Source organism: Mycetocola saprophilus, assembly GCF_000718085.1.
Classification (GTDB): domain Bacteria; phylum Actinomycetota; class Actinomycetes; order Actinomycetales; family Microbacteriaceae; genus Mycetocola; species Mycetocola saprophilus.
This window is the reverse complement of record NZ_JOEC01000001.1, coordinates 125,492-139,345: the sequence shown is the minus strand read 5'-3', so window position 1 is coordinate 139,345 and position 13,854 is coordinate 125,492. Positions and strand designations below refer to the sequence as shown.

14 protein-coding genes are annotated in these 13,854 nt (G+C 65.6%); 4 read left to right on the top strand and 10 right to left on the bottom strand.

All coding sequences use genetic code 11. The annotated features are described in order from the left end of the window. Nucleotides 1-94: 94 nt before the first annotated feature. Entirely contained in the window at nt 95-1,321 is a 1,227-nt protein-coding gene (locus IE92_RS0100600; RefSeq protein WP_030142938.1) for an MFS transporter, read from the top strand. A gap of 72 nt (nt 1,322-1,393) precedes the next feature. On the opposite strand, the gene IE92_RS0100595 is transcribed toward IE92_RS0100600, so the two are convergent. After that, nucleotides 1,394-2,386 (bottom strand): NAD(P)H-quinone oxidoreductase, encoded by a 993-nt coding sequence (locus IE92_RS0100595; RefSeq protein WP_030142937.1) that lies wholly within the window; start codon nt 2,384-2,386, stop codon nt 1,394-1,396. A gap of 154 nt (nt 2,387-2,540) precedes the next feature. Here IE92_RS0100595 and IE92_RS0100590 point away from each other — a divergent pair, with 154 nt between their 5' ends. Further along, the gene (locus tag IE92_RS0100590) at nt 2,541-2,864 is read left to right on the top strand and encodes a PadR family transcriptional regulator (protein WP_030142936.1); all 324 of its coding nucleotides are present in this window, start codon (nt 2,541-2,543) and stop codon (nt 2,862-2,864) included. Between the two features lie 11 nt (nt 2,865-2,875). Continuing rightward, nucleotides 2,876-3,214, top strand: a complete 339-nt coding sequence (locus IE92_RS0100585; protein WP_030142935.1) for a DUF1048 domain-containing protein — start codon at nt 2,876-2,878, stop codon at nt 3,212-3,214. A gap of 61 nt (nt 3,215-3,275) precedes the next feature. Here IE92_RS0100585 and IE92_RS0100580 read toward each other — a convergent pair whose 3' ends face one another. From IE92_RS0100580 to IE92_RS0100560, 5 genes are read right to left on the bottom strand one after another with little or no spacing between them, the layout of a single operon-like run. After that, complete coding sequence (locus tag IE92_RS0100580) at nt 3,276-3,794, bottom strand: VOC family protein (RefSeq protein ID WP_030142934.1); 519 nt, start codon at nt 3,792-3,794, stop codon at nt 3,276-3,278. A 23-nt stretch (nt 3,795-3,817) separates the two neighbouring features. After that, a complete protein-coding gene (locus IE92_RS0100575; RefSeq protein ID WP_030142933.1) occupies nt 3,818-4,807 on the bottom strand; it encodes an ABC transporter permease in 990 nt (329 codons plus the stop codon). 3 nt (nt 4,808-4,810) lie between these two features. Continuing rightward, nucleotides 4,811-6,331, bottom strand: a complete 1,521-nt coding sequence (locus tag IE92_RS0100570) for a sugar ABC transporter ATP-binding protein (protein WP_030142932.1) — start codon at nt 6,329-6,331, stop codon at nt 4,811-4,813. Then, the gene (locus tag IE92_RS0100565; RefSeq protein ID WP_081863768.1) at nt 6,331-7,392 is read right to left on the bottom strand and encodes an ABC transporter permease; all 1,062 of its coding nucleotides are present in this window, start codon (nt 7,390-7,392) and stop codon (nt 6,331-6,333) included. Before IE92_RS0100565 ends, IE92_RS0100570 begins: the two co-directional genes overlap by 1 nt. Nucleotides 7,393-7,417: 25 nt before the next feature. Next, on the bottom strand, nt 7,418-8,521 hold the full coding sequence (locus tag IE92_RS0100560) for a sugar ABC transporter substrate-binding protein (protein ID WP_030142930.1): 1,104 nt from the start codon (nt 8,519-8,521) through the stop codon (nt 7,418-7,420). Nucleotides 8,522-8,899: 378 nt separating this feature from the next. On the opposite strand from IE92_RS0100560, the gene IE92_RS0100555 reads away from it, so the two are divergent. Continuing rightward, a complete protein-coding gene (locus tag IE92_RS0100555) occupies nt 8,900-9,934 on the top strand; it encodes a zinc-dependent alcohol dehydrogenase (protein ID WP_030142929.1) in 1,035 nt (344 codons plus the stop codon). Between the two features lie 276 nt (nt 9,935-10,210). Here the strand turns inward: IE92_RS0100555 and IE92_RS18045 are convergent, their stop codons facing one another. From IE92_RS18045 to IE92_RS0100535, 4 genes are all read right to left on the bottom strand, one after another. Further along, complete coding sequence (locus IE92_RS18045) at nt 10,211-10,822, bottom strand: hypothetical protein (RefSeq protein ID WP_156027345.1); 612 nt, start codon at nt 10,820-10,822, stop codon at nt 10,211-10,213. 232 nt (nt 10,823-11,054) lie between these two features. Further along, on the bottom strand, nt 11,055-11,486 hold the full coding sequence (gene rbfA, locus IE92_RS0100545) for a 30S ribosome-binding factor RbfA (protein ID WP_030142927.1): 432 nt from the start codon (nt 11,484-11,486) through the stop codon (nt 11,055-11,057). A gap of 174 nt (nt 11,487-11,660) precedes the next feature. Next, nucleotides 11,661-12,452, bottom strand: a complete 792-nt coding sequence (locus IE92_RS0100540) for a tyrosine-protein phosphatase (RefSeq protein WP_030142926.1) — start codon at nt 12,450-12,452, stop codon at nt 11,661-11,663. Continuing rightward, nucleotides 12,449-13,777: an MFS transporter gene (locus IE92_RS0100535; RefSeq protein ID WP_030142925.1), complete on the bottom strand. Its 1,329-nt coding sequence runs from the start codon at nt 13,775-13,777 to the stop codon at nt 12,449-12,451. The genes IE92_RS0100540 and IE92_RS0100535 overlap by 4 nt, the downstream gene beginning before the upstream one ends. Nucleotides 13,778-13,854: the final 77 nt, after the last annotated feature.

Sequence of the window (13,854 nt, the reverse complement as noted above, 5' to 3'; positions counted from 1 at the left end):
TTGGCATCCGTACCCCGCCTGATGCTAGTGTGCCGCAGTGTAGACGCGTCATCCGGGCATCCCCCCGACCCTCGACCGAACGACGAAAGCCCTCGTGAAAAAGACTCAGACTTCCCAGCCCACCCTCGAGGTACGCCGCGCGCGGATCGCCGTGGCGGTCCTGTTCCTCACCAACGGCGCGCTGTTTGCCAACGTGGTGCCGCGCTACCCCGGCATCAAGGCCGACCTCGCGCTGGATAATGCCGCCTATGGACTGGCGATCGCCGCGTTCCCCGCCGGGGCGATCATCGCCGGGCTGGCCGCCGCCACGATCATCCGCCGTCTGGGTTCGGCCCGGGCCGCGGCAATCGGAACCATCCTGACCGCCCTGGGCACGATCCTGGTGGGCTTCTCCCCCTCGTTCCCGCTGTTTGCCGCCGCGCTGTTTTTTGCCGGGGCGATGGACTCGATCACCGATGTGGGCCAGAACACGCACGGCCTGCGGGTGCAGCGCCGATTCGGGCGCTCGATCATCAACTCGTTCCACGCGGTGTGGTCGATCGGCGCGGTGCTGGGCGGCGGTATGGCCGCCGGGGCGATCGCCCTGGGCCTGCCGCGCTCGGTGCACCTGACCATTTCCGGCATCCTGTTCTCGGTGGTCGCGATCATCGCACTGCGCTTCTGCCTGCCCGGCAAGGATGAGGATGCGGGCCTGGTGGCCAACCCGGTGGGCGAGGAAACCGCCTCAAAGCTGCGCTCGGCGCTCAGCCCGCGCCTGATCTTTATGGTGGTGGCGCTCGTGGTGATCGCGATTGCCGGAACCCTGGTGGAGGATGCCGGGTCCACCTGGGCCGCCGTGTACCTGGGGAACAACCTCGGCGCCCCGGCGGCGATTGCCGCCACCGGTTTTGTGGCGCTCGTGGGAGCCCAGTTCATCGGACGCCTGCTGGGCGACCGCCTGGTTGACCGCTTCGGCCAGCGCACCGTTGCCCGCGTGGGTGGCCTGATCACCGCCATCGGCATGGGCACCGCCCTCGCCTTTCCGAGCATTCCCGGGACGATCGCCGGATTCGCCGCCGCCGGATTCGGTGTCGCGACACTCGTCCCCGCGGCCATGCAGCAGGCCGACGAGCTCCCCGGACTGCGCGCCGGCACCGGCGTGACCGTGGTGTCCTGGCTGATGCGCCTGGGCTTCCTGGTCTCGCCTCCGCTGGTGGGTCTGATCGCAGACAACTCCTCGCTGCGCTTCGGCCTGCTGGTGGTTCCGATTGCCGGAATCCTGGCGTTTGCCCTCTCCGGCGTCCTGACCAACACCAGGAAATCCGCCGAACCGGCCGCCTAGTCGCCCGCCGCACACGCCGCTGCCCGCACACCCCGAGGTGTGCGGGCAGTGGCGTTTAGTTTTTGCGGGACCCTACTCGCTCGGGCGGCAGTCCAGCAACACCTTGCCCAGGTGGGTGCCGGTGTCGAAGTGGGCGTGGGCCGCGGCCACCTCGGCGAGCGGATAGATCGAGTCGGTGACCGGGCGCACCTGGCCCGATTCCAGCAGCGGCAGGACGATCCGGCGCACGGCGTCCATGATCTCGGTCTTCTCGGCCACGGATCGATCCCGCAGCGTGGTTGCCGAAACGCTCGCCTTCTTGGTCATCAGCGCGCCGAAGTCGAGTTCACCACGCGCGCCACCCTGCACGGCAATGGTCACGATCCGGCCGCCGCGGCGCAGTGCCTGGACGTTGCGCTCAAGGTAGCTTCCACCCACGGTGTCGAGGATGACATCGGCCCCGCCATGCTCGGCCATAACCTCGGCAAAGTCCTGCTCGCGGTAGTTGATCAGGATTCGCGCCCCCAGCAGGCGTGCCTGTTCCAACTTGGCGGTGCTGCTCGCGGTGACCGCGACGACGCCACCCAGGGCGTGCACCAGCTGGATCGCGAAGACCCCGATGCCGCCGGTCGCGCCGTGGATGAGCACGGTCTCTCCGGGCTGGAATCGACCCACCAGGTTGAGGTTGGAGACCACGGTGGCGGCCACCTCGGGGATCCCGGCGGCGTGCACCGGATCGATCCGCTCGGGGATCGGCAGCACCTGCCCCACCGGCACGCTCACAAATTCGGCGTATCCGCCGCTGGCCAGCAGGGCCATGACCGGCTCGCCGATCGACGGAGCCCGCTCATCGTCGGCGACGCCCTCACCCAGGGCGGCCACGCTTCCGGAGACCTCGAGTCCCAGGATGTCGGTGGCCCCCGCCGGCACGCGGTAGTGCCCCTCGCGCTGCAGGGTGTCGGCGCGGTTGAGCCCGGCCGCCAGCACCCGAATCAGGACCTCGCCGGGTCCAGGTGTGGGGCGCTCGGTCTCGGTCGCGGTCAAAACCTCGGGACCGCCCGGGCGGTCGGCGTGAACTGCAAGCATGGTGTCCTCTCCCGCCGCGAGACTTCCGCGGCCACTCCCGTCAGCCTACGCCCGACGCCCGCGACACCACGAGCCGAAATCACCCCTTGCACATTCGGTACTTAACGTTACTATGTACTAGTAGATAGCAACACTGAGTACTGAGAGGATGCCGATGGCCAAGCTGATGACCGAGATGCTGAAGGGCACGCTGGAGGGCATCGTGCTGGCGATCCTCACCGAGAAACCCGCCTACGGGTATGAGATCACCGCGCGGCTGCGCGATGAGGGGTTTACCGAGATCGCCGAGGGCACGATCTATGCCCTGCTGGTGCGGATCGAACAGAAGGGGCTCGTCGATATCGAGAAGCGCCCCTCCGAGAAGGGCCCGCCCCGCAAGGTGTTCACGCTCAATGCGAGCGGGCACACCTACCTCGAAGAATTCTGGACCGCCTGGACCTTCCTGTCCGGGCGACTCAACCACCTCCGCAACGACTAAGGGACAGGAACATGTTTGTATCAAAAATGATCGATGAGAAAAAGCGTTACCGCACCTATAAGGCCCGCACCGCCGCCCTCCCGCAGCCGTACCGGGCCAGCATCGATGCGCTGGAGCGCTACCTGATGTACTTCGGTCCGGGCAAGGGTTCCGAGCTGATGCTCATGCTGGAGGACCTGGCCGACCTGTTTGAGACCGCGGCCGCCGACGGCACCCCGGTCGCCGCCATCGTGGGCGAGGACCCGGTCGAATTCGCCGAGGCCTTCCGGCTCAACTACCCGGTGGGCGACTGGATCATCCGCGAGCGCGAACGCCTCACCCGGGCCATCGCGACCGCGACCGCCAACTAGTCGGGAACCACGAAACGCCCGCCGCTGACTGATCAGTGGCGGGCGTTCCGCGCGTTCGGCGCTAGTCCTTATCGGTCCAGCCGGCGGGCAGGGTGACCAGGGATTCGGCCAGCTCGGAACCGTCATCGGCGACCACGGGCTGCGGGGTCGCGGCTACGAATTCCAGGCGGATACCGTTCAGGTCGCGCTTCTCGGTGAACCAGAGGATCGGGCGGCCGCCCTCATCCAGCGATTCACCGTCGTGGCCGATGCCGGCTTCGGCCAGCTCGGCCATCTTCGACTCGACCTCGGGATAGTCGAGGAAGCCGAAGTGGTGGAAGCCCTCGCCCTCCGTGGCCGAGTGGGTGCCCTCGCCGTGGAACTCCATCAGCTCGATGAAGGGCGGACCCTCGGCCGAGAAGGAAATCCGGGCGTCGTGCGGGTGCGGGGTCGCATCGCTGTGGTCGCGCCAGCGCTCGGTGCGGTAGCGGCCGATCGGGCCGAAGGTGTAACCGGTAGCCTTTTCCCAGGCCACGATCGACTCCTCCAGGTTTTCCACCAGGATGCCGATGTGATCGATCAGGCGGGGTGTCTTGGTCATGATTCTCCTTTGAATATGAGGGGCTATTTGACGATGCCGAGGCGGGAGCGGTCGATCGTCAGCACCACGGCGCCGATGATGACAGCACCGTAGATGATCTGCTCGTATGCCGGGTCGATGCCGATCGCGTTCAGGCCCACGCGCAGGACCACGATGATCAGCGCACCCACCAGGGTCTTCAGCGGGCCACCCACACCACCGGTGATCGCGTTGCCACCGATGACCACGGCCGCAATAGCGGGCAGCATCAGGGTGTCACCGAGCGAGGGGCCACCCGAGTACTGGCTCGAAGCCAGCACCACACCGGCGAGGCCCGAGAACAGGCCACACAGGGCGAACGCGAGAATACGGTAGGCGCGAGTCGGGTTACCCGACATCAGCAGGGCGTTCTCGGCCAGGCCCATGGTGTGCAGGGCGCGACCGCGGTTGAGAACCCGGATCGCCACCGAGATGAGGATCGCCAGCAGGATCGCCAGCAGCGCCGACACCGGCAGTCCGGCGATCCGCATGTCCGTGACCCAGCCGATCACGTCATAGTTGGCGGAGATGCGGATGGTCGAGGCCGAGGAGAGCGTGAGCGCCACACCGGTCCACAAGCCCATCGCGCCGAGGGACACGATGAAGGACGGGATCTGCGCAAACGCCACCACGGTTCCGGTGAGCACGCCGGTCAGGCAGGCGAGGATCGGGACGAGGATCAGCGCGCCGACCCCCATGTCCGGGAGCCACAGCGCCAGGAGCACGGTGCTCAGCGAGGACACCACGGCAAAGGACAGGTCGATCCCGCCGGTGAGGATTACGAAGGTCTGGCCGATCGCCAGCAGCAGGATCGGCGCCATGCTCTCCAACAGGCCACGCACGCTAGCCAAGCTCAGGAAGTTGGGCTGCTGGGTCAGCACCAGCAGCACCAGGACGATCAGCACCAGCAGGGGGAAGACCGCGATGATCCGGTCCTTCACGGTGACGCCGGAGGCCGCCGCCTGACGCGGGCGGGTCGGGGTGAGTATCGCCATGGCCTAGACCATTCCTTCCACAAGATCGACGGGCCGGGGCTTGTTCCCGGGGTGTGCGTCGAAGGTCTGCTGCACCCGGCCATCACGCATCACGAGGATGGTGTGGCTGAGCGCGATGGTTTCTTCGAGGGTGTCGGCGAGCAGGATCACGCCGATGCCGCGGGCGCACAGCTCACGAATGAAGCCGTACACGTCCTCCTTGGCCCCCACGTCGAGTCCCCGGGTGGGGTGATCCAGGATCAGTACCTTTAGTCGGGGCGAGGTCAGCCACTTGGCCAGCACCGCCTTCTGCTGGTTACCACCGGAGAGGTTGGAGATGTTGGTGCCGCGGTTCGGGGTTTTGATCTTGAGCTTGCGGATCCACTCGTCGGCCGCGGCCGCGGCGGCGCGGGGCTTGAGGAATGGCCCGGCACTCACGGTGGACGGATCGGCGAGGAAGATGTTCTCCTGAACCGACAGCCCCTGGGCGATCCCCTCGATCCGGCGCTCGGCCGGAATGTACCCGATGCCCGCGCGCACGGCCTCCACCGGCGAGCGCAGCCCGATGGACTTGCCGCCGAGCGTGATCGAGCCCTGATCGAAGCCCTCGGCCCCAAACAGGACGCGGGAGAGCTCCTCGCGGCCCGAGCCCAGCACGCCGGTGATGCCCACGACCTCGCCGGCCCGCAGCGTGAAGTTCACATCCTCGAAGGCCTTGGTTTTGCCGAGCCCGGTGACCTGCATCAGGACGGGCTGATCCACCACCGCGGTCTGCTTGGCCTCGTGGTAGAACTCGGCCGTGCTCTCGCGGCCCACCATCAGGCGGTGCAGCTCATCCACGTCGACCTCGGAGCGGTCGCGCACGGCCACACACTGGCCGTCCTTGAATACGTAGACTCGATCGGAGACCCGCAGCACCTCGTCGAGGCGGTGCGAGACAAAGACGATCGAGGCGAACTTGCGCAGGCGATCGATCTGGTCGAAGAGCACCTCCAACTCGTCGCCCTCGAGCACGCTGGTGGGCTCGTCCAGGACGATCACCGGCTCGGAATCCGCGCGTTCCTCGACCGAGAGGGCCTTAGCCAGCTCGACCATCTGCCGCTCGGCAAAGGACAGGTGCTCGACCTTGGTCTTCGGGGAGATCGGCGAGCCGATCTTGTCCAGCTGCTCCTGGGCGAGGGTGCGCAGCGTGCCCCAGCGATAGACGCCCGCCGAAACCCCGGCACCCTCGACGCCGAGGAAGATGTTCTCGGCCACCGAGATCGAGGTCACCAGCGACTGCTCCTGGTGCACCATCCCGATGCCCGCCGCGGCGGACTCGGCGGCGGTGCGGAACGTGACCTTTTTGCCCTCGCGCAGGATCTCTCCCCCGTCTGGCTTGTAGATGCCCGAGAGCACCTTGAGCAGGGTCGACTTGCCCGCACCATTCTCGCCGATCAGGCCCACCACCTCGTGGCGGCGCAGCTCGAAGGAGATGTCGTCCAGGGCCACAACCCCGCGGAACTCTTTACGGAGGTTTCGAACCTCCAGTACCGTATCGGTCATTACTTAATCGCCCTTACTCGCTTGCGCAGCGACCAGCCGGTCGCGACCACGGCCACCACGATGACCAGGCCCTGCACTGAAATCTGTACGTACGGGTTGACACCCAGCAGGATCAGGCCGTTGGCCAGCACGGTGATGATCGCCGCACCCACCAGGGTCTTGCCCACGCCGCCGATGCCACCCACCAGGGCGGTGCCGCCGAGAACCACCGCGGTGATCGCGGTGAACTGGAAGCCCGCACCGATCGAGACATCGCCCACACCGAGCTGCATCGCGGCCATGACGCCGGCGATTCCCGATCCGGTTCCGGCCAGGACAAACGAGAGCACCTTATAGCGCTCGACGTTCACGCCGGACAGGCGGACCACCGGCTCATCACCACCGATCGCGTAGCCGTAGCGGCCCACGCGGGTGAACTTCTGCACCAGCAGGGCCACGACCAGCACCAGGATCGCAATCAGGGCGAGCTTGGGGAAGATCCCGAAGTTACCAAAGCCCAGCCCGCGCAAACCGTCATCCATCAGGCGCGGAGCCCGGCCGCCAAACAGCACGGTGGCCAGACCCACGCCGATGGCGCCGGTACCCAGGGTCACCATGAAGGAGGGAACCCGGAGATAGACGTGCAGCACACCGTTCAGCAGGCCAAACAGCGAGCCGGTGAGCACCCCGGCGATCAGCGCGATAAACCCGAGACTCAGATCGTTTCGATCGTTGCTGGCCAGCAGCACAAACACCAGCGACGAGGAGGCCATCACGCCCTCCACCGAGAGGTCCAGGCTACCCAGCAGGATGACAAAGGTGAGGCCGATCGAGATGACCAGCAGGATCGAGAGCTGGCTCAGCAGGCTCGACGCGTTGGACACGGAGAAGAAGTTGGGGGTGGCGATCGAGAAGAACGCGATCAACACCACCAGCGCGACCGCCGGGCCCCCGCCGCCGATCAGGCCGCGTACCCGGGCCAGGGTGCCGGGAGTGGTGGGATCCGGGGGCGTCGGACCGGAAGTCCGCGAGGGGGTGCCGGTGGCGGGAGCGTCCGCAACCTGGGGACCGGATTGAGACATGAAATTCCTTAGGAGCTAATCGGGCTTAGTTGATCGGAGCGGAGAAGCGCTTGAACGGGTCGTCCAGGTCGGGCTTCAGCGCCTCCAGGGTCGGTGCCTGGGTGAACTTCTCGACATTGTCCTTGGTCACGATCGACTGCTCGGCGTAGAACGCACGCTGGTCGTGGCTGAGCTTGGAGACGTCGATCTCGCCGGTTGCGGCCTTATAGGCCAGCGAGAGCGCCGCGCCACCCTGCCACCACGGGTCGGTCGAGACGGTGGCCACGTACTTATTGGTGCCGCTCTTGATCTCATCCAGGGCCTGCGGAACGGCGTCGAAGCCGATGATCGGCACCTTGCCGGCCATTCCCGCGGCCTTCAGCGCCTCCAGGGCGCCGAGGGCCATCTCATCGTTGGCGGCCCAGACACCCTTGACCTTGTCGCCGTGCTTGGCGAGCAGGGTCTGGGTCACCGAGAGGGCCTCGGTGCGGCTCCAGTTGGCGGTCTGGTCATCCAGCAGGGTGATGCCCGGGTTGGCCTTCAGGGCCTCCTGCAGACCGGCAAAGCGCTGCTTGGCGGGCTTGTTATCGAGGATTCCCTGGAGGGCGATGATGCCACCCTCGCCACCCATCGAGTCGAACAGGGTCTGCGAGACGTCCTTGCCGATGCCGGTGCCGTCGAAGGCGATGTGGGCGACCCAGTGGTCGCCGATGTCCCACGGATTGAGGTCGTCGGGCTTGTTCCACTGGGTCACGACGTAGCCACCGGCCTCGGTCACCGCACGCACGATGGCCTCGGTGTCCGAGGAGGTGTTGGGGTCGATGTTCAGCGCGTAGACCTGGCCCTTGGCCGCGAGGCCCTTCACCAGCGAAAGCTGCTTCTGCGAGTCGGCCTCATCGGAGAGCACGATGACCTTCTTGTCAACGCTCTCACCGAACAGGTCACCGCCGGCGGCCCAGTTGGCGTGGTAGGAGTTGGAAAGGCTACGGATGCCCTGCACCAGCAGGACGTCGCCCTTTTCTCCGCCCGCGGCGGGCTTGTTGTCATCGGCCGCGGATGAGCAGGCGCTCAGTCCGATGGCCACGGCCATAATCGTGGCGATTCCGGCCGCGCGCTTGGTCCAGCGCGGGAAAGATCCGTGTGCGTTCATAGGTACCCAGTGCTCCTTCACTTCGTTGTGACCGGCGGGTGCTGGGGAGCGCATCTCGCCGGTGAGATAGTCGGGGCGGCGCTGAACTAAGATCGATTCACTGCCGAATTTCGCGGCCATTCGCTGCCCTGGAAGCGATTATGTAGCAAGACTACGTAGATGTAAAGCTCGCCGTCGTACACACTTGCGCAGCACTCCCCCAATTTGGCGCAATTTCACGGTTTCAATCGCCAAAATTTCCCGTAAATACGCGGAATTGATCTCCCGTTTTGGATGAATTGCCAATCTCCGAAGATTTTTCGATCCGATGGTTCCCCGGACTTAAAATGTAGCTATACTACAAACACCCCGTTTTCACATTCAATGTCGAAGGAAACCATGAGCATCAGCGAATCCACCCGTCGTCGGGTCAAAGTCAGCGACGTAGACACCCTTGAGATCGTTGTCGAACCCGTTCCCGAGGTTCTGGAGGACGAGGCCCTGGTCTCGCTGCTCGTCTCGGGTGTGTGCGGCTCGGACACCCACGCCCTGCGCGGCCACCACCCCGTCATGAAGCCCCCGTACTACCCCGGCCACGAGGTTGTGGGCATCGTCGAGGCCGTGGGATCGGCCGTCACCAACGTGAATGTTGGCGACCGGGTGACCCCCGAGCCCACCCTTCCCTGTGGCGAGTGCAAGATGTGCCGCACCGGCCGCGAGAACATCTGCGACAACCTCGGCTTCTTCGGCTGCGGCTTCCGCGAGGGCGGCATGGCAGACCTGTTCACCGTGCCCGCAGACCGCCTGCACATCGTCCCCGCCGGAATGACGGACAAGCAGGCCGCGATCATCGAGCCGCTGGCCACCCCGGTTCACGCCGTCCGTCTGGCCGGCGACCTGACCGGCAAGACCGTCGCCGTACTCGGCGGCGGCACCATCGGCCTGCTCGTGCTGGCCGCCGCCAAGTATCACGGTGCCCGCGCCGTGGTGATGACCGACATGCTCGAGCAGAAGCGTGAGCACGCCCTCAAGGCCGGCGCCGACGCCGTCTTCGACGCCGCCTCCCCGACCCTGGTCGCCGACATCCACGAGTTCTTCGGCGAGACCGCCGACGTGGTCTTCGACTGCGTCTCGATCCAGCCGACCATCGACTCCGCCTTCGCCCTGACTGGCAAGGGTGGCACCGTGGTGGTTGTGGGTGTGCCCCAGCGGCCGGTCACCGTCCCGCTGCCCGCGATGCAGGACATGCAGGTGAAGCTGCAGGGTGCGGCCACGTACCTGGCCGAGGACTACGCCGAGGCGATCGAGATCATCGCCGCCGGTGGCGTGGATGAGGACATCATCATCACCAACACCTTCCCGCTGGAACGCGCGGCCGACGCCTTCGCCGCCTCGCTGACCGGCCTCGAGGTCAAGGTGCTGGTTACCCCTTAACCCAGCCACAAAAAACCCCGCATCCGATTTCTCGGATGCGGGGTTTTTGGTTTGGGTCGACTTTATCGACCTCGGCGAAGAATCCCAGCGAGCTTTGTCTGGATCAGGTGCCCCGCGAGGAAAAGTGCAACGGTGACGAACGCGACAAACCAAATCCCATCCCAGGGACTCCGGTGGGTGATGAGGGGAATCACGACAAGCTGTGAAAATACGTACATCCCGGCAAGTACCGTCCCTGCAATAATCCCCCGCCGATACGTGGGGCTTTCTACAGCTCTAGTCATTTCTGCACTGCCCTTCGAGAGTAAGAACATAGATCCTATAGTTTTGTTCGTGGTCGCAGACTCCGTGGGCCGTCAAGATACCAACAATTGTGGCGCCGATGCCTCCGGCGACCACGCAGCCGACACCGGCTGTCTCTGGCCCCAATGAAGCGCATACCGCTCCCACCAACACCCCTACGCTTCCAGCAGCTCCGGCCGCTTGCTCTGCGGAATCGAAACTTACATAGGGAAACGGATCTGCGCCGGCTTCCACTCGAGCTTCCATACCTGGATGGTTCTTCGGCAGAACTATCGGCTGACCGGATAAATCATAGGTGAACCCGATTCGAAGCCCGCTATCAAACAGGAACGTCGTTTGTTCTCCGAAGGATGTCTGTCGAACCTCTCGTCTACTGTTTCCCGCTTTCAATGAGGTTCCCAGGGTGACTACCTGGTCTTGAGAAAGTGCGGATGAGGTTTTTGCAACAGACCCAGTCTGCTCATTTTCTGGCGATGCGTGCGGCGACGTTGCATTGGCGATTGCAGGACTACCTGCGAAAGCAATCAAAGCCACTAACACGGCGGCTAGCTTCGCGCCTCTGCGGCGCGCAGTCTTCAACTCCATTGTTTTCTCCCTACGCGATGTCTCAACCGGTTTGAGACAAGCAGTAGAAAAACATGCCTCACCCGTTATTCGCTGAACGCTCGGACCTCAGAACGCTCCGAGGCGTCGCAATGGATCGATGACCTTCAATCTCAACAGTCGGGAACCGGATTGTTCTCAATTCCGAGCGATTACGCCCATACAAAAACCCCGCATCCGATTTCTCGGATGCGGGGTTTTTGTTGGATGAGGACTAGTCCTCTTCGGTTTCGCGGGGCTTCACGTACGGGTCGGCCTCGCCGGCGTACTGTGCGGTGGATGCCTGGGCGCTGGTCGCGGTGTCGCGCTCGTGCGCCTCACGCAGCAGATCCTCGATGTGCTTGGCGTTCTCCGGGATACCATCCAGGATGAACTCGAGCGACGGGGTCAGCCGCGAGTTGATGTTGCGGCCAACCTCGGTGCGCAGCATGCCCTTGGCGCGCTCGAGGGCCTTGGCGCTGTCCGCGCGCTCCTCGTCGCTGCCGTACACCGTGTAGAACACGGAGGCGTGCTGCAGGTCACCGGTCACCTGCACATCGGTAATGGTGACAAAGCCGAGTCGCTGATCGCGTAGTCCCTTGTCCAGTCGCTTGGCGATGACCTCCTTGATACGGTCTGCCAGCTTCTTTGCGCGGGGGTTAGCCATGATGATCTCCTTGCCTCCCCATCGACGAACTCGATCGGGCAACCCCCAGTCTAGAGCAGCGACACCCCCGAAATATAACCCGCACACGCGGGTCCGGCGCAGCCCTGCGCGAACGCCGGTGCCCCGAACCGGAACGCGACCTCGGGGCCGGGTTCCGATCCGGGGCGGGCCCGATCAGGCGGGAGCGGGTGCGACCAGGGTCGCATCCAGCTCGGCCAGTTCGGCCTCGGTCAGGCCGTGGACCGCCAGGTATCCGCGAGCCCCGGAGGAAGCGTCGGGATACTCGGTGTCCAGGCCTGCCAGCAGTTCCGCCATGACCTCCGCGGGGCTGGCCGATACCAGTGCGCGGATGCCCTCGGTCAGCGGAACACCGTGGGCGATGATCGCGGCGAACATACGCTCGGCCCACTCCCCCGCCAGGTTCTCGGCGGTCCGCGCGTAGTTCTCGACCACGGCCTCGCGTTCCACCCCCACGGCGTCCAGCAGCAGCGCGACGCTCACCCCGGTGCGGTCCTTGCCGGCGGTGCAGTGGATCAGCGTGGCCCCGTGCGGCGCCGCGGCGATGACCGCACGGGCGATTTCGGCGATCACCGGCCCCGCCTCGGTCAGGATGCCCCGATACAGGGTCTCCAGCGAGGGAATCTGCGCGAGCATCGCCGCGGTGGGATCCTCCTCGCCGGAGGCACCTCCACTCGGCAGGGCACCGGCGGCCAGATCGATCCGGTGTAGCTCACGGGCAATCGCCTCGAGTGCGCTCGGCAGGCTCGCGCGCTCGGTCTCGCTGCGCAGATCGATCACGGTGTGCAGGCGGCCGTCCAGTAACGCCACATCCTGATCGGTCAAGACCGGCACCGCATCCGAGCGCCACAGCACGTTCGAACGGATCACTCCCCCGCCGCGCACCGGCAAACCTGCACACTCGCGGGTATTAAAGGTTGCGCTCAGCGGGATACGCTCGCCGCTCATGCGCGCACCTCGGCTGCGGGCACGTCGGTGGCGGCACCGGTAGCGGCCTGCTCGGTCTTGCTACGACGCAGCGCGGGCATCAGCCACGGCACGGTGATCAGCGAGCCGAGCACCAGCACGGCGGCCACGATATAGAGGGCGGCATAGTTCTTATCGCCGCCGGAGATTGGGTCGCCGTGGCCGATCATGATGATCAGCGGGGCGGCAATCGGGGCGAGGGACTGCGGCAGGGTCTTGGCCACGTTGAACACACCGAGGTAGCGACCGGCGTCGCGGGCGGGGATCGTGCGCAGGGCGATGGCCAGGTCCACCGCGTAGTAGCAGCCGAGGGCGAAACCGGCCAGGGCGGTGCTGATCCAGAAGATCGAGAGGCTGTCGGTGAAGGCCTTCATTAGCAGGGTGATCGCCAGCAGCACGGCCGATCCCACCAGGAAGGGCACGTAGTTGCCGCGGCGCGAAGCCAGGTAGCCGCCGGCAAAGGCCGCTACGAAGTTGAGGGTCGCCCCGACCAGGGTAGACAGGGTTACCAGCGGGGTGGCGTGCGGGACGTCGAGTCCCAGGCGCAGCATCAGGTAGAACAGTCCGAAGGTGCCCACCACGGTGTAGCCGAACTGCATCGCGAAGCGCTGGATCCAGGCGAGGGTGAACAGCGGATAGGTGAACGGGTTCACAAACATCGCTGTAAACACCGTGCGCAGACGCACCTTGGGCACCGCCGAGGCATCCACTGCGGGGTCCGGGATCTTCCAGCACACCAGCACGGTCACGATCACGGCCACCACCGGCATGAACAGCATGATCACCGGGATCGACCCCGAGAAGATCGTGGACACCAGCAGGGCGGGCACGAGTCCCAGGAACCCGAAGGCCCCAAACAGACCCGAGGCGCGGGCACGCTGGTGCTCGGGAATCTGGTCGGCGAGCAGCGCGCTCAGCGAGGCGAGGGCGGCGTTGTAGCCGATCTGGGCGATCACCCAGGCGGCCACCAGCACGGCCAGGTTCGGGGCGAAGGTCGCGATCAGCGCACCCAGCAGACCGAGGGCGGTTCCGGCCACGAGCCACGGGCGGCGGCGCCCGAATCGGCTGGTGGTGCGGTCGGAGAGGTAACCAAAGATCGGGTTGGACAGCAGGGCGGCGATCGCCCCCGCGGCGGTGACCGCGGCAAGCCCGGCCTCCTTACCGCTCTCCGGGACGAGCTGCAGCACGCGCAGCGAGAGACCCACAACGAGCGGGGTGGCGAGCGATCCCAACGCGACCAGCTCCAGGAGGGAGAACGCGAGGATCCGGCGCATGGGGACGGTGCCGGACGGGGTGGGGAGGGACATGTCTGAGGGCTTCCTTTCGTGAAGTTGGGCTCAGTTCAGCAGCGCTTCTTAACATCCCGGAAAAGACTTAGTGACCA

Excerpts from the sequence above, each read along its gene's own strand:
- IE92_RS0100595 (WP_030142937.1), bottom strand. The coding sequence starts at position 2,386 with ATGCTTGCAGTTCACGCCGACCGCCCGGGCGGTCCCGAGGTTTTGACC.
- IE92_RS0100590 (WP_030142936.1), top strand. The coding sequence starts at position 2,541 with ATGGCCAAGCTGATGACCGAGATGCTGAAGGGCACGCTGGAGGGCATC.
- IE92_RS0100585 (WP_030142935.1), top strand. The coding sequence starts at position 2,876 with ATGTTTGTATCAAAAATGATCGATGAGAAAAAGCGTTACCGCACCTAT.
- IE92_RS0100580 (WP_030142934.1), bottom strand. The coding sequence starts at position 3,794 with ATGACCAAGACACCCCGCCTGATCGATCACATCGGCATCCTGGTGGAA.
- IE92_RS0100575 (WP_030142933.1), bottom strand. The coding sequence starts at position 4,807 with ATGGCGATACTCACCCCGACCCGCCCGCGTCAGGCGGCGGCCTCCGGC.
- IE92_RS0100570 (WP_030142932.1), bottom strand. The coding sequence starts at position 6,331 with ATGACCGATACGGTACTGGAGGTTCGAAACCTCCGTAAAGAGTTCCGC.
- IE92_RS0100565 (WP_081863768.1), bottom strand. The coding sequence starts at position 7,392 with ATGTCTCAATCCGGTCCCCAGGTTGCGGACGCTCCCGCCACCGGCACC.
- IE92_RS0100560 (WP_030142930.1), bottom strand. The coding sequence starts at position 8,521 with ATGAACGCACACGGATCTTTCCCGCGCTGGACCAAGCGCGCGGCCGGA.
- IE92_RS0100555 (WP_030142929.1), top strand. The coding sequence starts at position 8,900 with ATGAGCATCAGCGAATCCACCCGTCGTCGGGTCAAAGTCAGCGACGTA.
- IE92_RS18045 (WP_156027345.1), bottom strand. The coding sequence starts at position 10,822 with ATGGAGTTGAAGACTGCGCGCCGCAGAGGCGCGAAGCTAGCCGCCGTG.
- rbfA (WP_030142927.1), bottom strand. The coding sequence starts at position 11,486 with ATGGCTAACCCCCGCGCAAAGAAGCTGGCAGACCGTATCAAGGAGGTC.
- IE92_RS0100540 (WP_030142926.1), bottom strand. The coding sequence starts at position 12,452 with ATGAGCGGCGAGCGTATCCCGCTGAGCGCAACCTTTAATACCCGCGAG.
- IE92_RS0100535 (WP_030142925.1), bottom strand. The coding sequence starts at position 13,777 with ATGTCCCTCCCCACCCCGTCCGGCACCGTCCCCATGCGCCGGATCCTC.